The organism is Novipirellula caenicola, from assembly GCF_039545035.1.
Lineage (GTDB): Bacteria > Planctomycetota > Planctomycetia > Pirellulales > Pirellulaceae > Novipirellula > Novipirellula caenicola.
The window spans coordinates 370,383-391,547 of sequence record NZ_BAABRO010000004.1; the positions used below are offsets into that span (position 1 = coordinate 370,383).

The 21,165-nt window shown below is 55.5% G+C and carries 14 protein-coding genes; 9 read left to right on the top strand and 5 right to left on the bottom strand.

Annotation, left to right across the window (positions count from 1 at the left end):
- Positions 1 to 27 precede the first annotated feature (27 nt).
- The 3 genes from ABEA92_RS11015 to ABEA92_RS11025 are packed head-to-tail and all read left to right on the top strand — an operon-like array spanning position 28 to position 2,764.
- Positions 28 to 780: a hypothetical protein gene (locus tag ABEA92_RS11015; RefSeq protein ID WP_345683875.1), complete on the top strand. Its 753-nt coding sequence runs from the start codon at positions 28 to 30 to the stop codon at positions 778 to 780.
- Between the two features lie 17 nt (positions 781 to 797).
- Entirely contained in the window at positions 798 to 2,147 is a 1,350-nt protein-coding gene (locus ABEA92_RS11020) for a glycosyltransferase (RefSeq protein ID WP_345683876.1), read from the top strand.
- Positions 2,148 to 2,173: 26 nt separating this feature from the next.
- The gene (locus ABEA92_RS11025) at positions 2,174 to 2,764 is read left to right on the top strand and encodes a glycosyltransferase family 25 protein (protein ID WP_345683877.1); all 591 of its coding nucleotides are present in this window, start codon (positions 2,174 to 2,176) and stop codon (positions 2,762 to 2,764) included.
- Here the strand turns inward: ABEA92_RS11025 and ABEA92_RS11030 are convergent.
- The 3 genes from ABEA92_RS11030 to ABEA92_RS11040 all read right to left on the bottom strand — a co-directional run bounded on the left by ABEA92_RS11030 (position 2,754) and on the right by ABEA92_RS11040 (position 10,424).
- On the bottom strand, positions 2,754 to 4,262 hold the full coding sequence (locus ABEA92_RS11030) for a high affinity choline transporter 1 (RefSeq protein WP_345683878.1): 1,509 nt from the start codon (positions 4,260 to 4,262) through the stop codon (positions 2,754 to 2,756). The genes ABEA92_RS11025 and ABEA92_RS11030 overlap by 11 nt on opposite strands.
- A gap of 319 nt (positions 4,263 to 4,581) precedes the next feature.
- Positions 4,582 to 7,323 carry a serine/threonine protein kinase gene (locus ABEA92_RS11035; RefSeq protein WP_345683879.1) on the bottom strand — a complete coding sequence of 914 codons (2,742 nt, stop codon included), beginning with the start codon at positions 7,321 to 7,323 and terminating at the stop codon, positions 4,582 to 4,584.
- The gene (locus tag ABEA92_RS11040; protein WP_345683880.1) at positions 7,320 to 10,424 is read right to left on the bottom strand and encodes a protein kinase domain-containing protein; all 3,105 of its coding nucleotides are present in this window, start codon (positions 10,422 to 10,424) and stop codon (positions 7,320 to 7,322) included. Before ABEA92_RS11040 ends, ABEA92_RS11035 begins: the two co-directional genes overlap by 4 nt.
- 330 nt (positions 10,425 to 10,754) lie before the next feature.
- Between ABEA92_RS11040 and ABEA92_RS11045 the strand changes: the two genes are divergently transcribed.
- The 6 genes from ABEA92_RS11045 to ABEA92_RS11070 all read left to right on the top strand — a co-directional run bounded on the left by ABEA92_RS11045 (position 10,755) and on the right by ABEA92_RS11070 (position 17,417).
- Positions 10,755 to 11,609, top strand: coding sequence for an FHA domain-containing protein (locus ABEA92_RS11045; protein ID WP_345683881.1), 855 nt, complete (start codon positions 10,755 to 10,757; stop codon positions 11,607 to 11,609).
- Complete coding sequence (locus tag ABEA92_RS11050; RefSeq protein ID WP_345683882.1) at positions 11,606 to 13,345, top strand: FHA domain-containing protein; 1,740 nt, start codon at positions 11,606 to 11,608, stop codon at positions 13,343 to 13,345. The genes ABEA92_RS11045 and ABEA92_RS11050 overlap by 4 nt, the downstream gene beginning before the upstream one ends.
- Before the next feature lie 12 nt (positions 13,346 to 13,357).
- A complete protein-coding gene (locus ABEA92_RS11055) occupies positions 13,358 to 14,587 on the top strand; it encodes a hypothetical protein (RefSeq protein ID WP_345683883.1) in 1,230 nt (409 codons plus the stop codon).
- Positions 14,588 to 14,617: 30 nt separating this feature from the next.
- On the top strand, positions 14,618 to 16,003 hold the full coding sequence (locus ABEA92_RS11060; RefSeq protein WP_345683884.1) for a protein kinase domain-containing protein: 1,386 nt from the start codon (positions 14,618 to 14,620) through the stop codon (positions 16,001 to 16,003).
- 219 nt (positions 16,004 to 16,222) lie between these two features.
- Positions 16,223 to 16,594 (top strand): hypothetical protein, encoded by a 372-nt coding sequence (locus ABEA92_RS11065; protein ID WP_345683885.1) that lies wholly within the window; start codon positions 16,223 to 16,225, stop codon positions 16,592 to 16,594.
- Positions 16,595 to 17,105: 511 nt separating this feature from the next.
- Positions 17,106 to 17,417 (top strand): hypothetical protein, encoded by a 312-nt coding sequence (locus tag ABEA92_RS11070; RefSeq protein ID WP_345683886.1) that lies wholly within the window; start codon positions 17,106 to 17,108, stop codon positions 17,415 to 17,417.
- A 351-nt stretch (positions 17,418 to 17,768) separates the two neighbouring features.
- Here ABEA92_RS11070 and ABEA92_RS11075 read toward each other — a convergent pair whose 3' ends face one another.
- Positions 17,769 to 19,052, bottom strand: a complete 1,284-nt coding sequence (locus ABEA92_RS11075; protein ID WP_345683887.1) for a BBP7 family outer membrane beta-barrel protein — start codon at positions 19,050 to 19,052, stop codon at positions 17,769 to 17,771.
- Positions 19,053 to 19,200: 148 nt separating this feature from the next.
- Positions 19,201 to 21,021 carry a hypothetical protein gene (locus ABEA92_RS11080; RefSeq protein ID WP_345683888.1) on the bottom strand — a complete coding sequence of 607 codons (1,821 nt, stop codon included), beginning with the start codon at positions 21,019 to 21,021 and terminating at the stop codon, positions 19,201 to 19,203.
- Between the last annotated feature and the right edge of the window lie 144 nt (positions 21,022 to 21,165).

Consider the following 21,165-nt stretch of genomic DNA (forward strand, 5'->3'; position numbering starts at 1 on the left):
GACATCATGATCCCCCTTTCCCATTTGATGACAAACCAAGTTATGGATCGAGAACGCTACCGACAATTGCTGCTGGCTGGAACCGTCACGTTTCCCGCAACCCTGCCGCGTGTGGCTGAGTTGTCATTGCAGTCGATCGAGCAACTGCCGGTGTCCGATTGCGGCGGAGTCAAACCTGGTGGCGAGTGGTTGTTGGCGACCGAGCGTCCATCGCCACGCGTGACGATCATTCGCAGCGTCTTGGTGACCGAGGTGCGTGCCGTCTTCTTACCCCAAAACCCCGCAAATTTCGATTGGGATCATGGGACATGGCTGCTCGAATCCGAAGTGTTGCCCGGGCTACAAAAGCAGCTCAATGACGCCCCTCGCGTGCTTGGCATTCTGTACGTGCCCGAGTTCAGCCCAACCTTGTTGGAAGTCCACACCGGGATGACTGCCGCCGAAAGTTCTCAATATTATCCGCCACTGCCGTGTGACCGATCGCGAGATCATTATCAAGCAGGCAGCTCGAAACTAGCAACGTTGACGGCGCAAGCTCAAACCGGTGCAAGCGGGGTGTTCACGACGCGGCAGGAACACGAAACGCCTTGCGATTCCTACATTCGTTCAGCTGGGGCGGCGGGAGACGAGGAACTGTACGATCCGCATCTCGATGATTTCACGTCCCTGCGTTCCGCATCACTATCCCAATGCGATGATGGATTTCTTGACCGAAGCAGCGGTTCGGTATCGCAATGTGATGATGGATTCTTGGACCGTGTTGATGGCCCCAACCCGTGACGATGCAGGGTGATCTGTTGCCTGCCGTTGACGTGTTGATGCTGTGTCGCCCGCACAGCGAACCGCCATCGGTTGTGGTCGATGCAATCCACCGCCAAAACGATGTCAACGTGCGACTGCATATCGCAACAGGTTGGCCACGCGGCGACGATCGAAATCGCTGGCAAACCATCGCAAGGGCGAGAAATCAGATCAAACAGCGAGCCACCGCCGATTGGGTGATGTTCGTCGACGATGACGTGCTGCTCGATCCGCACTGTGTCGCCACGCTCGTTCATCGGCTTGAACGTTCACCCACGCTTGGCGCGGTCGCCGCGGACTATGACCTTGAAAATCAAACCAGCGCCAATGCCGGCCACGTTGGGATGGGCGCCTGCATGTTTCGTGGCGATGTGCTCAAGTCAGTTCAATTTCGCTCCACCGCCAACCAATGTGAATGCGCCTGCTGCTGCGAAGACCTGCGGCGACAAGGCATCGGCATTACTTATTGCGGAATCGCACAAGCGACTCACCTTGGAAAAGCCAACCGCGTTGCCGACGTGATGCCGCGGCCCGCGTCACACGATGATCGGCTCGCCCACACGCCTTACGTGCTCGCAGCGTTTGATCGTCGCGATCTTCAGCGGTTTGAGCACCAGTTTTTACGTTCCTTGCGAACCTGGGGAAATACGTGCCCGGTAATCGCGGTCACCTACGGTTTGTACCCGTCTGAAATTAGACGTTTAACACAGCTATCCAATGTCCATGTGGTGGCTCGCCCCAGTAATGGCACGATGGTCCCGATCCGCCGGCTCTACGAATTTGCCGAAATCACGCAGCGATTACCTGCCAACGCAGCCGTCGCGTATTGGGATGTTTCGGACGTCATTTTCCAAACTCCGCTCGATTCGCTCTGGCAATCGGTAGCAATGCGTCCCGATCGGATCCACGCGGTGATCGAACCGAAGGGCTACCCCGACAACGCCGTGATTCCCGCTTGGTCGTTGTCGATCCACGATCCTTGGCACCGACGCAACGCTTTTGAGCTGTTAAAACGCAATCCGTTCTTGAATAGCGGATTTGCTGCGGGAACTGCGGCGACGCTGCACCGCTATTTCTCTGCAGCCCACCGCATGCGGACAGGCCCCGAGCTTGCGGGAACCACCGATTGGGGCGACCAAATGGGATTGAATCTGTACTGCCACCAACAACCCGATCGTTGGCATGCTGCAGACCAAGGCTGGAACTATTGCGTGCACGACCGTCACGTGGGCGAGGTCACCGTATCGCCCGAGGGATTGGTGATCAGCCGCCGCATTGGCAAGATACCGGTCGTGCACGGCAACGCCCGTTCGGTGCGTCAGTTTGCAATTTCAGTTCATCATTAGAAAGGCAAACCAGCTTGCATCTCTTCATGATTTCGCTGCCCGACGATCACCGTCGTCGGCAATCTGGTTTAAGCAAAATCCAACCGCTGAATTTGCCCTTCGAGGTGGTCGACGGCGTGGAAGCAACGAAATGGCGACTCGATCAATTGCCGGTCTCGGCTCAGACGTTACGTGAAATGCGAATCGGCGAGATCGGTTGTTATCTCGCTCATCTGCGTGCATTACGCCGGGTGGTCGATTATCGATTGCCTTGGGCCTGCGTCCTGGAAGACGATTTTTGTTTCGAGCCTGATCCCGACTTCGGACTGGTCGAAATCGAGAACTCGCTGCCTCGTCAGTTCGACTACATCCATCTGCAACGCAACATTGGGCAAAACAGCAAATTCGCTGTCGTCGAAAACCAAGGGCCATTTAACCGTGTTTGCGAAACCCCGCTGGGCACGGTGGGCTATTTGATCTCGTATCATCTAGCCAAAGAGATCCTGCAGAAACACAGCCAATGCAAAGAACCGATTGACCATCTGTACGCAAAACTTTCGCATCGGGGATTGTTTTACGCCCCCGTCAAACCATTGGTGGGTGTCCAATTGGGACTCGACTCGGCGATCAATCCGTGACTTCGTCAGTCGCGGTCGTTTCGGCGGTTCCCAGTATCCACCCGATTGCGAATCCAACCGCACTGCAAATCGTTCCGGCCAATTCGTGAGGCAGCGGGACGCCGTAGGATTCGAGCCAAGGTTCGAAAAAGACCTCCCACCCGAGCAACATGTGCAGCGACCAGACGGTGATCCCAAACAACATCGCGAGCTTGGCAGCGAGTGACGGAATATTGTCGAATCGTAACCCCACCAAGAATGGAACCACCAAGCTGACCAGCGCCATCGAGTAGGACGCTTGAACCAATTCGTAGGCTCCTTCCCCACGATACGCCAACCAAGCCGAAGCGGCCGTGACCAATACGATTGCCACCCGCTGCAGTTGCAGCAATCCATTCTGGGTCGGCGGATTCGAGCGTGCTTTCCGCCACAGCGGTTCGACCAAGTTATGAGCCATTACCGCCGATGGTGCCATCACAGCGCTGACGATCGTCGATAGCACTGCCGAGACAATGGCTAGAAAAAACACCAACAGCAGCACTGGATTGAGCAGCTTGCTGGCGACCAGGATGACGACGCCATCGAGTTCGCCTTCGGCACGCGGCAACAACAAATGGGCAGCCATCCCGGTGCCAACGGGCAAGACGCCCATCAACAAGTAGCCCGCTCCGGCCCACAAACAAGCTCGCGAAGCGACTTGGTCGCTCTTGGCCGAAAAGATTCGCTGCATCAAGTCTTGCATCGGCAAATTCCCCAGCGATCCGATTGCCAACGCACTGATCGCGACCATCGTGTCACGCCAAAACGTCGGTGGGTCAGCGATCCGCCAGCGTGATGCGTCAATCTCGGTTTGCATCACCGACACCCCTTCGACGATCGATCCATCACCAAGGTGGACCAGAATCGCGTGTCCGAGTAACAGCAACCCGAGCAAGATAAACGACATCTGAATCGCGTCGGTCCACGTGATCGTCCACATCCCGCCAAGCAAGGTGTAGCCAGTCCCGATCGTGGCGACCGCCAAGATGCCCCAATCTCGCGGAATTCCAAAAAACACGTCAAGCAATTGGGCAAGCGCAAAAAACTGAGCAGCAACCCAGCCAAAGTAACTGGGCACGATGATCAGCGACGACATGATCTCGGCCGTTTTTCCAAAGCGGCGAAAGAAGAAGTCGGGAACCGTCAAAATTCCCATCCGCCACATCGGAGCGGCAACAAACAAACCGGCTAGAAACAAACAGCCAGCGATCCCGATCGGATCGAGCATCGCTTTACGAAGCCCTTCATTGCCCACTTCGTCGGCGGTCGTCATCAGCGACTCGGCACCAAACCACGTCGCGATAATCGTGATTGTCGCCAGCGACGTGGGCAATCGACGACCTGCGAGTACGAAATCCTCAACGTTGCGGACGCGGCGTTGGGCGATAAAGCCAACCACGTACATGGCGATCAGATAGACGATCAAGGCGCCCAAAAACAGAGAGTACATCCCCGAGGGCAACGCAGAGGATTCTGGCATAGGCGTAGGAAGGTGAAAGGATCCCGAGACCGGCGCAAATTTGTCGCGACATATTAGCGAAATCTTTGTCGCTGCCGACCCCAAAAACTTCAGAAAACCCGGAAAGATTCGTCTCCCGGCAATCGCACCACCCAAGCCGTGATTACCGGGACCGTGACCTCCCTAATATTATCGATAAGAGATTGGATTTCGGCTACAAATCCCTGCCATTTTCAGGGCAAAAGAGCTCGCATCCGACCATCACCCTCGCAGCGGTCTCTGCCGCAGGCCGCGATCCCCGTTGGCGGGTCGAAACGCGACGTTTTTCTATTCGTGTTGCCTATTCGTGTCGGAGCATCGCATCGAAGTTATTGCGGCCGCTGAACTCGCGAAGTTCGGCCACAAAATCCTCTAACGCAACTTCATTGCGAATCGGCCGGTGCTGCAGCGGATGCACGACAATTTTCGGATGGCGATACTCGACGAAATGAGACCGGTCGGCGGTAAACATCCCTCGTGCGTGCCGAATCGAGGGCATCAGTGGCACCGTGTGCAGCGGCACCAAATGAGGAACCGCCTCACCCTCGGGCTCTTCTATCGACCATATTTCGAGTTCATCCGTGTCAAAGCCAACCAGACGACGCGCCGTGGAGTCCGGAAAAACGAAGCTGTATTTCTGGTCCTTCCGCATCGACCTCGATCCGGCTTCCATCTCCGTCGGATCTTGGTGATCGAGCGGGAATGCACGGACCCCCGCGCCATCAGCGGTCCGCGTCAATCGAATCAGCATGGTGTGATTCCGATTCACGATCGCTTGCAAATCGCGACGAAGCAGTGACGCCGGTTCGGCCGAATTGCCTTGCTCTTTGACCGTCCCAATCGCCGTGCCATTACAAAACGATAACGAAGTTAATTTCCATTCGGTATCGATCATTCCAAGCTCAAATGTCTCGACGGTCGGCAACGACATTTGCGAGCGAAAGTCGATGCAGACAATCTCGAGCAACGCCGTCGGACTGCCCGATAAAATTGCGAACGTCAACGTCGTCTCGCGATCGCATTGCGTTTCCAACAACAAGACTTGCCGAGAGCCGTCGCTATTGGATTCGTTTTCCGATCGTTCCGATTGCCAAACAAAGTTTTCGGATTGCAGATCCCACACCCCAATCGTCTCGCCGCGATCCGATGACACCAACGCATAAGCCTTTTTACCGGCAAAACGAAATGCGTGGACGTTGTGTGGAATCGAGCGTTCATCCTCCTGACGCACTCGATCCTTTGCAACATGGTAGGTCGCGATTCGTCGAGAGTTGTCCCTCTGGTCCCAAGCGATTACGATGTCGCTTCCGTCGCTGGACATTGCGGCGGCCGCGACATCCGGCCGGGCATCGCGAATGTCCGCAGGTGCACTCAGCGACAAAATCCGGTGCCGTACGGTGTCGATCCAAAATCCACGGCCCTCTCTTGAAAGGGCGACCAAGGTGGCTGCATTCGAACCCAAGACCATTTTTTCAACGCGGATGGGAACATTAAACGTCTGAGCACGCGGCGTCGTACTGCCATGAAAAGCGATCAAGGCAAGATGGTGATACAAGAACCCACGAAAATCCTCGTGGACCGTCCAAAGCGATTGTTCCATCTGGTCCCAATCCGAATCCTTCATGGCTGCGATGGCGGCTTCAATCGCTTCGTGGCTCTCGTTAGCAGCAACTTGCCGAGCAAAGCTTTGCAATCGCGATTGCTCGACACTTGATTGCTCGCTGAGCGACTGCAATTGAATGTTGGCGGCTTTCGTTTTCGCGATCGACATCTGCAGCGCATGCATTTTCTGGTTGGCATCGGCTTCGAGCTTCTTTGACTTTTCAACCAAAGCCAACCGTTCGACCTGCGTCGCCTCGGCATCGTTTCGCAAGCGAATGGCCAGCGATTCGGCGTGTTGGACCGCCGCTTGCCGCCGCCGCAGCGTCTCGATCAATTCCGTGAGTTGCTTTTCGCTCTGTCGCAGCGAATTGAATTCTTCGATCAGCTGTGCTTCGCTTTGAATTAGTCGCTGGCTTTGCATGGCGGCGGATCGCCAATTGGCAGTCACCAACAAAATCGCCATTAGCAATACCGAGACAAACACTGCACACAATCCCTGCATCATCGGATTGCGTTTACCCCACAATCGCCAACGTTCCCAGGGGCCCGGTGCTCTGGCCACCAACGGACGGTTCTCTAAATAGTGAGTCAAATCCTTGGCAAATGCCGCTGCCGACCGATAGCGATCGCGTGGGTCACGGCAAGTTGCCTTGTCGACAATGGCCTGCATCCGCGGATTGCGATAAAACCTCAGCGAAACGAGTGGCGGCGGGCCGCGATGGATGACTGCGTCAAGAATCGCTGCAGGTGGCCCGTCAAAAGGACACCGCCCCGTCAACCGATCGATCAACAATATCCCCATCGAGTAGACGTCCGCTGACACGGTGGCAGGTGATCGTCCCGACGCACACTCGGGCGCCATGTAGGCAGGCGTCCCATTGATCTCGACCGAATGGGAATCCGCGTCACATTCACGCTCCAAGGTGTCGCAATCGGATAGCGGAACGGCGCTACCGAAATCACACAGGTACGGTTCCCCCTCGGCATCGACCAACACATTCTCGGGCTTGATATCACCATGAGCCCAGCCTTGTTCATGGATGTAGTCGATCGCTAAAGCCAGTTTGCGGAGCCGCAGTACTTGTTCACGTTCGCCCAAACGAGTCGCATCACTTGTCCAATCACCTCCGCAAACCGCTTGCTGCACCAATCCCATTGCCGTTTGCGTCTCGAAAAAATCATACGCCGCGACGATGTTTGGATGCCGCAGCCGACACGCCAAATCGACTTCGCGTCGTGCACGTCCTCGAGGATCGGCATTGTCGTGGCCACTCTCTGCCACCGAATCCGTGTGCGATGACGGAATCGGAATCAGCTTGATTGCGACTTCACGATGCAATTCCTGATCGATGGCCAAAACAACATGGCCCCTTCGCCCCGTTCCCAATGTGCGATTGAACTTGAATCGTGACGGCAACTCGATCTTTGTGACCTGGCTCATGGTGCCACCTCGGCCTTCTGATGGTCTTCCACATCGAGCCGCGTCATCGGAACGACGTGATCCAAATCGATAAACTCGATCGAGGTGGGATTCTTGCGAATTAGATAACGAGCCTCGGCTGTCAACTGCATCGATCGTGGATCGTCTACATGCTGGAGTGATGCAATCGCATGAAAGTCGTCCTTCCCGATTTCACCAAACATCAATTGCCCACCATCGGCATAACAAGTAATCCAGCGGAGTTGCGACGGAATTGGATTGACAGCCACTTCGGATCGCCAAACCAGTGGACCTCGCAAACTGTTGACGGTTGTGGAATCACGCACCAATACGCTGTTGCCGACGCGGTTGCGGTTGGCACGCTGCATGATCCCCTCGTCCATCGGTTCGGCCATCTCCGCTGGGACGATCCAGGTCGACCGTGCGTTCTCGGATGTTGGCAAAATCGATGCCGCCCTGCGGCTCATTCCCTTGATCGCTGCTCCGTTAACGGCCCACCACTGGTCGCTGGTGACGTAGATTTGAGTAGGCAGGATCTTGTCGGCATCCACGTTCGAAATTGGAACCACGACGGTCATGATTTCATGAGTCGGACGCCGGATTGGCAATCCGGGGCGTGGTGGAGGGCGGAATCCAATTTGGTAGGTTGCCGTCATGGCAAGATGGTGTATTCCCGTCGCGGAATAGACGTCGCTGATTGATGGAGCCTGGATCAAATCAATCTCTGCCGAGAACCACGTGTCAGCTCGGTCGTTGAGAAACCGCTTTAACGCAGCGTTGACATAGGCGTCATGCTGTCGGTCCCAGATCACTCCAGTACGGTCGCCATTCATGCGTATCAAGCGGAATGGTTCAAACCATTCCTCCGCGTGACGCTCGACCACTTGTTCGACTAATCGATGTTTCTCCTCGGCTTGCCTCATCCGCTGCAGTCTCGCCGCGGATCGATGAAGATTCGGATTGCTCGATCGAGAGTACCAATTCGCATGCAAAGCTGCGGCGATGGCGTAGACAATCCCATGGCGTGGATGCACGATCGTTTGCTGGAGCTGCCAAATCGATTGCGTCGGTGGAGCGACCGAGTACAGCAATGTATCGAACGGTTCTTGGTTGACGACCGTGTTCCAGTGCATCGTCTGCACGCCCAATCCGAACGTGATCGAATCGTGTTGTCCGCTATAACAAACCTGGCGGACCGATCGAATCTCGCCGAGCTCGGACACGGTGGCGGTCGCCAAGTCAATCATCAACAACTGGGTTGCGGTTGGTGATCCGGCGCGAAACAACACGAATTTGTCGGGCGAATCGGTTTCGCCCCATTGCCATTCCTGGGCTCCAAAATCGTTTCCGAAGGGCGACAGGTCGATCGAACGAACCGGGATTGCCGACTGCTGTTGTTGGACAAGCGAAGCCAAGACATGCGTTTCCCATCCGTGCAGCGACGCGGGGATCTCCTGCAAACGACGCTTCGCTTCGTCAAAGTTTTCCGACTCAATCGACTGACGCACCCGATGCAGCCGTTCTTTCAATAATTTGTCAGCTTCGCTCTGCAAACGCAGATGAACCAACGCCTGCTTGGTTTGCGAAACGGCAGACGCGGTTCCTGCGATCTCTTGATGCAATTCTTCAATCTTGGCTTCTTCTGCTTTGAGCGATTCGGTGGTTTCGATCACCAACGCAGTGTTCCGCTGGGTTTGCTCAATCGCATGTTTCAATTTTTGAGATTCGATTTCAAAGGCAGCTCGTTGTTTCTCAGCCATGGTCTTGGCTGCTTGTGCCCGCCGCGTCGCCGCTTCGATCTCACTCAATCGCTGCTGCAAATCGGATTGCACTTGTTGACGCTGCGCGACAAGCTTGGCAGCGTCCTTTTCTCGCTGCGTCGCTTCCGCCATCGCTCGTCGTGCCGATAACCAACCGACGCTACTAATGAGAACGCCGAGCATCAATACGATTACGACGGCAGCGGAAAACTTGGCTTCGGCGGGATGGCGATGGCACCACCGAGTCACGCGTTCACGTACCGAAATCGGTCTCGCCTGTACCGGCAACCCCGCTAGAAAAAGCTGCAACTCATGAGCGAATTCGCTGCAGTTTGCATAGCGTTTGGCGGGATCGTAGGCCATCGCACGCTGACAAATCGCAACGAGGTTCGCATCGGCTTGCGGATTCAACTGCAAAATCGGCGTCGGTGCACTGTGGATCGCCATCTGTAACACCTCCGCAGCATTCCCCACAAACGGCGATTGCCCGGTAAGCAAAAAGTACAAACAAGCGGCAAGCGAATATTGATCGGTCGCCGGACCGATCGCGGCAATGTCGCCTCGAGCTTGCTCGGGCGGCATGTAGGCGGGCGTTCCCAACACCGAACCGTCGATCGTCAACGCGGAATCGAAATCGAGTCGCTTGGCCAGACCGAAGTCCAATAGCTGAGGCTCGCGTTTGGTGTCGATGATAATATTGAGCGGCTTGACATCGCGGTGCACAATGCCGTGACGGTGAGCATAGTCGAGTGCCAATGCCAGTTTACGAATACAATCCGCAGCCTCGTGTTGCGACGGCGTTTGAGCGGCCGCAAACTCCTCCAACGTTGGGCCTTGTACATATTCCGTTGCGATAAAGTGTCGCCTTTCGACGCGACCGGCGTTCAGTACCGCGACGATATTGGGATGACGCAGCGAGGCCGCGGCTCGCGCCTCGGTGAGGAACCGCGCCGCTCGCTTTCGGTCACTCGCGTCGAAGTGCAGCAGTTTGACCGCGACGCTCCGCGACGTGTGCGTGTCGCTGCAAAGCCACACCGTGCCGAAGGCGCCTTCACCGATGATGCGGCGAAGCTGGTAATGGCCTAGTCGCTTCGCGGATTCAGCCGCTGGGTCCAACGATGGCGACGTTCGCGTTTGGTCATCCGAATGTTTTGCTGCAGATGTTTTCGCTGGCGGTGTCACGACCGCCGCCATGGTCTGACCCGCGGCGGCAGGACGAGCCCGATTGGCGTAAAACGACCGGTGACAGCTCGGGCAGCCTACCTTTTTTCCTAGCAGCGAGGCGTCAATCAGCGAGAACGTTTCGCAGGCCGGGCATTCGGTTTGAAGCTCGATCGCCAAAGCATCGCCTCAATTACGGTGAAAAGTGCCGTCGTTCGCTCGCTTGCAAAATCAAGACCGCTGTACGCATTTGGTCAGCGAGCCAACGAATTTGAAGGGACTTCTTTCTCAAAACCCGGAAAAAGGAAATGGAACGAGGATTCGTTTGTCCCCCACGCCATCGCCGCTGAGGGTTAAACTAACATCATCGTAGTCTAACCGAGGCATCACGCGTGTGCATGACCTTTGGTTTACCGCTCCCCCTTTTCTATGCGACACGATCGAATCCGGGCTTCCCCGACGAAGTCCAGCTCGACGTCGTCTCGTTCCGCTGTTCCTGCGAGTTTCGCCATGCCTGTCTGTCCAAAGTGCAAACGCTGGATCGAGCTTGGGCAGAGGTGCGCCGCATGCGGAACCGTTGATGCTCAGATGACGGCGGTTGATTTCCATGTCAACAATGGCCCGAACTTGGCGAACGCTCCTGGCTTGGCCAACGTCCCCGGCTTGGCCAACAGCACGAGCTCATCCAACGACACAGACGTTCACCCGCTTTCTCCTGAGCGCCGTGTGCCAACACCGCTGCTGATCGCGCTGGATGATGACAGTGAAACCGAAGGCGAAGTGCTGAGGTTGCGAAAGGCCGAAACGATACTTGGTCGACGTCACGCCGATTGGTGCTTTGCCAACGATGCCGACATTTCGTCTTTGCACGCGAAAATCCAGCGAACCAGCGATGGTCGCGGAGGTTGTGTTTGGCAATTGGTCGATCAACAGAGCACCAACGGCACCTATGTATACAAACCGATCATTCACCTTGCTGAAGACGACTCGTTCATGATCGGTGGTGTCAGTTGCCGCTGGGAACGGTCACAGCGGGATCCACCATCGTTTCAAATCGCCCCAATCGGCAGCTCCTCGCCGGCCATCCACATTCCACTCGGCAAACGCCTTCAGATCGGCCGCGATGAATCGGCGGCAGATATCATCTTGCCCCATCCCACGATCAATCCGCTTCATGCCGAGCTGTACGAAACCGATCAAGGCTGGATTCTCGAAGATCAACAAAGTCGCAACGGAATTTGGCATCGAATCAACTCCGTGACGCTGGCTTCGGAATCCCGTTTTATCCTCGGGGAACAGCGTTTTGTGTTTCGCTTGCCCAATCTCGACACTGGCAGCTTCGATTCACCGAGGATGATTCGATGACTCATCACCAACGATTGACGTGGACAATCGGCAGCGACCGCGACTGTAGCGTGGTGGTGACCGATGCGGATGTCAAACCACTGCACTGCGAACTTCGTTATGAAGCGGGCATTTTCACCGTGCTACCGCGTCAAGGCCGCGTGGGATTCGCGAAGCATCGCTCGGGACTTCAATTCACTGATCAACCACAACGGATCGTCGCCAGCGATCGCGTTTATTTGACGCAATCAATCTCATTGCCGTGGCCGTGTGAACAGGACGCTGCGGCCGTGTTGACGGTCGGTCGTGCGTCGGATTGTGATCTGATTTTGGATTATCCCGAAATCTCAGGGCGACATGCGATCTTGATCGTGGGCAGCGGCGGGACTCGTGTGCTGCGAGACACCCACAGCCGCAATGGCTTGTATGTGGATGCGGATTTTTCGAAACACGTCGAGGCTTGCTTGTTGAATCCGAATCGCCCGGTTTACTTCGGATCTCGACCGATCGATTCAAAAAGATTCTTTGGGGCAACAAGGACGGTTCCCGCGGACGAAACGTGGACTGCTAGCCGACTGCCGTCGCCCCCCATCGCCGAACCGATCCGTCGACCGACTTGGATTCTTGCATCGACCTGGATTGGGTTGATGCTGGCCGTCCTGTGGACGATCTACCTGCTTACGGCGTCACCATCGGATACGCCCCCGCTACCTGCGTCGCAAAGCGTTGCAGTGAAACCGAGCGTTGCGGTGCAACAAACGCCTCGTTCAGCGGAACAATCCGAGACGATACCGAACGCCGATCCCGAAACACCCTCGCCTTCCGCCGAACCGGTCTCCGATAACGTCGGCACGATGCCACCGAGTGAATCGATGCAATCGAGTGAGCTGATGCCCCCGAGTGAACCGGCGCGAAACACCGCATCGACGGCATCCGCCACCATCGATGATTGTGTCTATTGGGTGTTGATTCTAAACGATGAAACGCACAGCTATTTTCGGCTCGGCACTGCGATCGCCACCGACGATCAGATATTGTCCACCACGGGCTCGATTGTGCACGCCCTGACGAAGATGCAACAAAACGGATATTCGCACCCCAAAGTGGTGCACCTTGCGACGATGCAAGAGTACGCGATCACTGCCTCGGGCGTGCTTCCCGAATTTGAAAAACGGGTGCAAACTGCGGACTTGCTTCGCCAGCAGTACATGACGCAACACGAGGCCGCCACCAACAGTGGAGAGGCGTCGAAACTTGCCGATCCCTCGCTTGATCAAGCCGCTCGGCTTGTCAATTTGGCGATGACCGCCGCCACGTCCGCCGATGTCGGTTGGTTAAAAATCGCCCGATCCGTCGTCAATATGTCAGTTGACCGCGTGTCGATCCAAAATGCGTCGACCGAAAACGACCGATCTGTCCGACCGGTTTTAGCCGTCGATCTGTTGGACACGGGGTTTGATCAGGAGGATCCCTTCTTTGACTCAAGCGAAAAAACGAACTTGCACCGGATCGCGTTACGTGTGCTCGGGCAAGACCCCGAGTACGACGGGGTAGCCGGTGCGCTGCGTATCCGAGCGACAGCTAACGAGGTCCAGGGGCGGAACCTGCTTGGGGCCCCGGTCGTGCGTAACGCCACATTATTGGGGTTGGTAGTTTTTCAGTCTCCGCCCGACGAAGACTCAGCGGTTATACTCGAGGTGGTCACGCCGCAAACAATCGCCGCTTCGATCCCGGTCAAGTCCAAGTCCACTCCTTAGGGAATTTTGCACATGCGATTCATGCTTTTCATTTGTCTTGTTGGACCTGCATTGTTGCTAACGTCCTCGGTGGCAACGGCCCAAATCGTGATCCGCAACAATTCCAGCGACACGATTAGCAACCGCGTCAATGCTCAAGCAAACTTGTTAAAAGCGGACGCGGAGCGAACTCGAAGCCTCGCGGAAGCTCGATTGTTGTTCGCAAAATCAGAAATCAAATTGGTCGAGGCGGCTTCGAAGAAAGTCGACTTGAAACTCAAAGTCATGCAGAACTATTGGAACATGCAGGAGGAGTATGACGTTCGCAAGTGGAACAAACTTGCCGCGGACATCGAAAACCGTCGCAAACCGATGGTCGAGCAACGAGCTCGGATGGCATCGCTACTTGACCGCGCCTTCAGCGACCCAGCGAACTCGAAATATGCCGTGCGTACCGGCAACCTGTTTAACTTCTTACTCGACCAAATCAATGCTCAGCAAAGTGGCTTTCTTTCCGGGGGTGATATGTCGCCCGGAATCTCGGCCAATTTAGCTTTACTGGACGACCAGACGCTTGAGGCGATACAGGTGCAAACGTCTTCGTCCGGAGGCCCCATCGCCGTCTCGCTGACTAGCCCACTGCCGCAATTGTTCACCACGTGGCCGTTTTTGTTTCGGAATTCCGAATTCGCTGCCGAGCGTGATGCCATGACGGAACTGGGGGAACAAATGCTGAGTCGCGAATTGACTCCCGAACAACAATTTGAGGTTTCCGAGAAATTCACATCTGCGTTTGAGTCCATATCTTCGAAATTCTATCATCGCTACCCTCCCAATCAACGCAAAGGTCTGTCGCTTGCCCAGTGGCGTCGGATTAACGATGCCGAAACATTTCTTCGCCGAGTCAATCAAACCGTGACGCAAGCAGCTGACACCGATGTGAATGCGATCCAGCGACAAGCCTATACCGATGCTTATCCACCGGAACACCGCAACATCGCCACCCTCAGCAAATTCATGCTGCAAAATGGAATCGAATTTGGGAAAGCCAAACCGGGGACCGAATTTGTTTACGATCAATTGGCTCCCCAATTTCGCGAACTGTTGGCCCGATTGGAAATCAATCCGAATGAAGAATGGATCACCGATGCAATGGTCAACATGGATTTGGCGAAACAGGTTCGCGATGAACCAGTGCCAAAGCCGCCACAGCCCGATGCCCAGCAACAGGACGCACCGAACGCCAATGCGAACGCCGAATAATCGCTGGCAACTCCGCACTGCAATGAACCGATGAGCGACGAAACCATCTTGATCCACCCCGCGGGTCCATCTGACGCGAAGCCTCGCGTCCAAGTCCGACTGCGAGTGATCCAGGGGCCTCACGCCGGCGACTCGTGGACGTTCGCTCAAGATGCCACGATCATGATCGGTCGCGAAAGCCCGTCGCAGATAAAACTGCCGCTCGAAAAAGCGTTCTCGCGTGAACACGTGCTCTTGAAAATCACGCCCCCTCGCGTGCAGTTAACGGACAACCACTCGAGTAACGGAACGTGGGTCAACGGCGTTTGTTTGGTCGCCGCATCGCTGGTCGACGGAGATCGTTTCGGTGTCGGCGAGACCGAAATTCGCTGCGAAGTCTTGGACACGGTGAAGATCCCATCGCCAAGCGAACCGCAGGAAGACCCGGTCGAGGACTCGGCCGAGCGGACGCGTGATCAATCCTCACCGTCGCCGTCCGCCCCCAAATCCGCGAATTCGAACCGACCATCGGTACCGCAGTCGATCTTGCAAACACGGATCACGTCCCAGGAATTGCAACCGTCCTGGCAGCCCGAAGATTTTGAACGATCGCACACAGAGACGAACGTTCCGACTTTGGGCGGGTATCTGCTACAACGTCCGCTCACCTATGACCGGACATCGACGCTTTTCAAGGCGAAAGATGCTCGTACGCAAGCCTCCTATTACGTCAAAGTCTTTCAGGCGGATGTGATGGCTAGTGACGAAGCTAAAAACACATTCTTTCAGCAAGCTGCAGTGCTGGCGGGTCTCGATCATCCTCGTATTCTGAAAACACTCGAATTTGGAATCGAAGATGATCAACCATTCTTGGTGATGGAATCGGTCGACCGCCTGGACCTACTTGCCACCATCGATGGCCAATCGCCCGAGCGACGAATCCTAACGGCAACCTGGATCGTCTCACGCCTTTTGCAGGCGGTTCATTTTGCCCACCAACATAAAGTCGTGCATCGCCGGATCCATCCGTCGAATATTTTTGGCTATCGCGAAGGACGCCATTTGCAAATCAAACTCGGTAACTTTGCCCCCACCATCGACTCGCAAAAGAATGATTCGGGTTCGATGACGCATGATCGGTCGGCGATCACCGCTCAGCACTACCTTGCCCCCGAGGAACGCGAGGACGCATCCGTTGCGACTCCCGCGATCGACCTATTCGCGTGCGGATGCTGCCTTTTTCGACTTGCAATCGGCGAAGAACCGGACATCGTGTTTCAGCCCGAGAAAACGCACGCCGCGATCGACCTCGCCACGTACCTGCCACGAACACTTGCTAAAGTAATCCGACAATCGATTGACGTCGCCCCGGCACGCCGTTTCTCATCGGCCGAGTCATTCGCCGAAGCCATCTTTCCTTTTCACCGGCGAGCGTGAAAATGGTCGTGAAAATCGCTGTATTTAACGAACGGCAAAGCATGTGCAACTGAAAACGGATTCTGCAAATCCGAAAGACAGTGCAGCAACGAGCCACAGCTCGCCAACCGAGAACGATTACAATCAGATCACCAAAAAACGAGCCTCCAGCGTGGAGTCTCCCCGATAAAGTACGACACCGCGTCGTACGTAACTCCGTTCGCCGCCCCAGGCTTTCCTATGCCCGATCAACCAATTGGCTTTGGCGACAATGTTCGTGTTCTCGCAACCGCTGACACAGAGGCTCTTCGAGTGGCCGGGCAGGTTGGATCGGTCTACGGGCACACCACTCCATCCGTTACGGGAGTTGACGTTGTCGGTGTGGTTGCCGACGACTTCGCAATCAACGTTCACTTCGAGGAACTTGACCAAGACTATTGGTTCGCCCCTGAACTTCTTGAGTTCGTCGATCACGGAGCGGGTACCGAAATCATGCTGGATGGTGTTCCGAAAAAATGGACACGGACTGCCGATGGTGGCTGGGACGAAACGGATATCCCCTCCAATGTTCAACCGAAGCGTGGGTTCTTTGCACGCCTGTTCGGTTGGTAACCGTATCGGCGGTTCGGCGTCCAACGACTTAGGGTTCGAGGGCAGCAAGGGACGAGCCAGATTCCAAAACCATGTTCAAGGCGAGCCACTTTGTGGCGGGAGGTGGCTGGATCGTTGAAGCGACGTCGGTTGACATGCCCAAACGCGAGTGGGGAGTGCAGCTCGATGCATCGCAGCACTCCGTTGAAATGCTTCGCCGAGTATTGCATTATCACACGGTCAGGAGAAAACCGGAAAATGGGTGACAGAAAAATGATGATGCTGCATTTGCGGGGCTGACCATTTTCCTGTCCCTCATCTTCCTGTAAATTCACCTGTGCTTGATTGATCAATGAAGCGATGCTTCCCGAGACCAATCCCTACGTACTAAATTGATTGGCAACCCACCGTACATTGCCAGTAAGTATGAAATAGAATCAGGGCAATCAGAAGCGAGTCTCCGGCGTGGCGTCTCCTCTCCGAAATGTACGACACCGAGTCGTACACAACCCGTTGTCGGACTAGAGAATGGATGACAGATCACACTGACCCAGCACAAGCGAATTTGACATCCGTCAACGTTTCCGATATCGATGCCCGTTTTGAGGCAATCCGCTACGCTATGAAACGCGCAGCGGAGTTTGGCTCTGATGTTAGCTGGCGTGACCTCCTGCCGCCCGAATTCTTTGGAAACCCAAAGTTTAATGTGACGCTCAATTCAGAGCGGTTGAACGGCTTGCAGATTGGTGACCTAGGCAAGTATGAGATCTCCGCCCACGGTAGCATCAACAACATCGGTAAGACGGATGTACACGGCGAGCAAGTCCAACACAAGACACGGTAAAGCGTTCGACAACTTCTTATGGTATGGGGAGCAGCGAGGAACGAGCCTGATCCCGAGCCCATGTTCAAGGCAAGCCGCTTTGTGGCGGAAGGCGGCTGGATCGTTAAAGCGACGTCGGTTGACATCACCAAACGCGAGTGGGGAGTGCGGCTCGATGCATCCCAGCACTCCGTTGAAATGCTTCGCCGAGTATTGCATTATCACACGGTCAGGAGACAACAGGAAAATGGGCGACAGAAAAATTGGGAGGCTGCATTTGGGTGCTGAGCATTAACCAGTTGCATCAATCTTTCTGTAGCTTCCTTTCGCCATGCTGGCGTTTTTTGTGCCGTTTCGAATTGAGCCTGCGACTTAGAACTGTAGCTGGCCACCGAAGTGAATGCCTTGGGCCCAGTAGTCAGTTTCGACAAATCGATATTGCGGGCGACGGGAACCGGTGACGGGTGTGCTGGGTTCAGGAATCAGATTCGAGTTTACGGTGGGGTCGATTTGATCCCCAGCGCGGACGACGTTGGGAAAATAGAGCAGCGAATATCCGACCGTTGCATGTAACCAGCTGGTGACGCGAACGCCTAGCGTTACGCCAAGCTCGGGGATCATCGTAAACTCATCCTCGCGATACGAACCAATGTTGCTGGTTTGGGTCAGCAGTCCTCCAGGATAACTTTCGGCGACGCCATTGTCCGTGAGGGTGGTGGAGCCCGAGATATTGACTCGCTGGCTGTTCGTACCGACGGCGACTCGCATCGTTGATTCTAACCAGGCGCGGTCGAATGTCGCTTGGTGGATCATGCCTAGCTGCAGTCCATTGAACCGGTTCTCGGTATGAAATTGTTCGCTTCGAACGGTCGTGTCCGGTTCACCAACGACTTGGGACGACAGTGATTCCGAGAATGACAATCGGTCTTCGAGTTGAAGATTGCGATAGCCAATGATCCAGTCGACTCGGTCGGGTTCGCCACTGTTGTACCCCATATAGGTCGGCATCAAGGCGGCTCGTACATTGACCATCGCCGATTGCAGGTCCGTATCCGAGTCGATTCGCAGTGCTCCACTGACAACATTCCCGTAGGAAACCAATTGAGCAGCTTCGCGGTTGGTGGTCGTGTCAAAAAAGGGCCGCGCCAAGATCGGCGTCCCATCGCCTGCGGCGGCGTAGGAATCGCCATCGCCGAATAGACCAAAGTATTCGCCTTCGATTGCAAACGAGCCTTGCGGGGTGATCCAAAATCCGGCTCTGCCACGAAACCCACTGTGTCCGCCGTCGTTGAGTTCACCATTGCCAAACAGCACTGTGGTGCCTGATTCGCCCAGGATTCCTGCGCTGGCTTGTGGCGTGCCATCGGGGCTGGTCGTTGCCAACGGAGGCGTATCCATCCCCGAGGCTTCCCAGTACAGATATTCGCCGCGAATCCATAGACGGTCGGCAATTCGCTGCTGCATGTTCGGCACAAACCCGCCGACCGAAGGGAACGACAACAAATTGCCGCCGCTGAACGAACTGCCCGCCCCCGCCGACGCCTGAGCCGAATAGGGATCAAACGAACCGGAGTTGTTGACGATCACGTTCGGTCCTGACGAAATCACTCCCTGCGCTGCAACCGTTCCGGTCGCAATCGGGGCAAACCAAGACAACGTCATCCATGCAATAATCAACCACCGACAGGACACAGAGACAAACTCCTTTTTCCGGAAATTTATCCAGATTTTCTAAAGTAAGATGCAGTCTCGGCTGACAGTCCTTCATTTTTGCGTCGGAAGTCAAGACGAATCGCCCTGGTTTCTAGCGGACGACAGCTTCTCCGCTACTTTGGGCGAGCTCTCTACCTTCGCCACGGATCGGCTCAAGCGTGATGCGGTGAAAACGGTAGCGGCAATCGTAACTTCCCAACATCAACGCTTGATCGTTCGGAGTCGCCCAGTAATCCGAGAGCGACAAACGCGAGGCATCCCCTTGCCAATCCACGATCCGATGTCCATCGACCGACATCTGCACTCGCTCACCTCGCACCTCCACGACCACTTGTGACATTTGGTTCTGTTTGAACAAGTTGCCCGAGAACGTGGTTTCGTTGCCCACATTCTTGTTGTCGATGTTCTCGATCGCAGACTTGGCAACCCCCGTTTTGCCATAATTAAATAAGGCTACGAATCGCTTGTCACTCGCCTTCAATCCAAACAACAAGGCATCAGGCGGATCCAAAGGTTCCACGATCGCGACGATTCGATACTCGGTTGGCGGCGTGAAAGGCACTTCGATACGGACGCCATAACCTTTGCTGCTTTCCAGTTTGCCATCGCGTTTTGACCATTGGCCGGTGGTAAACGCTTTCGTGGGATCGACGAATGACAGCAAATCGACTGCGTTCTCTGGAAACGAGTCGATGACCTTTGATTTCTGAGAACTGTCCGGGGTCACGGACGCGCGTGCCTGAAAAAGATCATCCGACAGCGTTCGCGGCAGCGGATTCTGATTCGCTTCGGATCTTACTTGTAGATACCCCCAGATCTCAGCGGTTTCACCCGAATGGAGTTCGGCATCGACGCGATAGCTGATGGGGATCTCACGGTCAAAACGCCCAAGCGAAACCGTTTTTGGCTGTGCGATGGAAATGACGGTAGGCACATCGATCCAAGGTGCGTCGATTGCCGTTTGATAGCGAACGCGAAGCGATTTGACGTTCGCGTCCTCGGGCCAATCCAACTTCAGTGCGACTTCTTGGTTGGGCGCGGGAACCATCGGCTCGGGAATCGCGCGGAAACGTGTAAACAGTTCACCTGCTAACGACGGTTCGTCGCCTTGGTTCTCGAGTGACTCTGGGGACGCCGGCTCCCATCCCATCCGACTTTTCTGGTCTTTGTCGATCCATGATTCGCTAATCCAACCGCGGTATTGTCCCATGCTCATCACCGATCCATTGCCGGGTTCGGGGTGTGGCAAGCCAACGGTATGACCACAGCCTTCGTGATAGACCACGCAATCGGTTCCGCGATAGGGCACCCGCCATCCATCGCCGCTGACCAATCCCCAGCCGACGCCGCGGTTGGCAAGATAAGCGGCTCTGGCACCACCCGAAGTTGCACCGGGAAAGTGCTGGCCTTGGTTTAAGTTGCCTTCAAAAACCAAATTTCCGCCCTCAGGGTGCAAGCGATAGAAGTCGTCCAGCGGTCGCCAATTGATTTCGCTCAGCACAAGCAGGATTGGAAACGCGTCTCGGTCTTCGGGATTGTCCTGTGCGAATGCCAGCGTCCGATCGACTTCGCTTAACGTGCGGAAGTAAATTTTGTTTGCGTCCCCTTCGCGAAGCGTTTCGGTCGTGCTCTTTGACACAAACGGTTCGGGGTGGACGACTATCGTCAATTTGGATTGATCGCCAAACTCGCGAGCGTGGAACTGTTCCAAGCGGCGGGCATAGTACTGGACACGATCCTTCCAATCAGGCAACGCTTGACGATCTGCAGGGACGAAGTAGACCATCGTGACTTCGATCTTGCTGGTATCGTACTTTCCGTCCCACGTGGTTGTCCCCCCATACGCCGGAAGCACGGACGCCAGGGTAAGTAGAAAAATAAAACAGAATTTCGCTGGATGGGATGACATCATTTTGGGTCAATCGCGAGGTAGGAAGGCTCCGACGTGGCGGGCCAAGCGGCATGGTAGGACGGGCGTGGCGGGCCGGGGTTAGCGGGGTAAGGCAAGCGTGCCAGCGTCCGCCGCCGTTGGCCTGCGTGGCCAATATACTAAAAC

Coding starts and splice junctions, on each gene's coding strand:
- ABEA92_RS11015 (WP_345683875.1), top strand. CDS start 28: ATGACAAACCAAGTTATGGATCGAGAACGCTACCGACAATTGCTGCTG.
- ABEA92_RS11025 (WP_345683877.1), top strand. CDS start 2,174: ATGATTTCGCTGCCCGACGATCACCGTCGTCGGCAATCTGGTTTAAGC.
- ABEA92_RS11030 (WP_345683878.1), bottom strand. CDS start 4,262: ATGCCAGAATCCTCTGCGTTGCCCTCGGGGATGTACTCTCTGTTTTTG.
- ABEA92_RS11035 (WP_345683879.1), bottom strand. CDS start 7,323: ATGAGCCAGGTCACAAAGATCGAGTTGCCGTCACGATTCAAGTTCAAT.
- ABEA92_RS11045 (WP_345683881.1), top strand. CDS start 10,755: ATGCCTGTCTGTCCAAAGTGCAAACGCTGGATCGAGCTTGGGCAGAGG.
- ABEA92_RS11050 (WP_345683882.1), top strand. CDS start 11,606: ATGACTCATCACCAACGATTGACGTGGACAATCGGCAGCGACCGCGAC.
- ABEA92_RS11055 (WP_345683883.1), top strand. CDS start 13,358: ATGCGATTCATGCTTTTCATTTGTCTTGTTGGACCTGCATTGTTGCTA.
- ABEA92_RS11060 (WP_345683884.1), top strand. CDS start 14,618: ATGAGCGACGAAACCATCTTGATCCACCCCGCGGGTCCATCTGACGCG.
- ABEA92_RS11065 (WP_345683885.1), top strand. CDS start 16,223: ATGCCCGATCAACCAATTGGCTTTGGCGACAATGTTCGTGTTCTCGCA.
- ABEA92_RS11070 (WP_345683886.1), top strand. CDS start 17,106: ATGACAGATCACACTGACCCAGCACAAGCGAATTTGACATCCGTCAAC.
- ABEA92_RS11080 (WP_345683888.1), bottom strand. CDS start 21,021: ATGATGTCATCCCATCCAGCGAAATTCTGTTTTATTTTTCTACTTACC.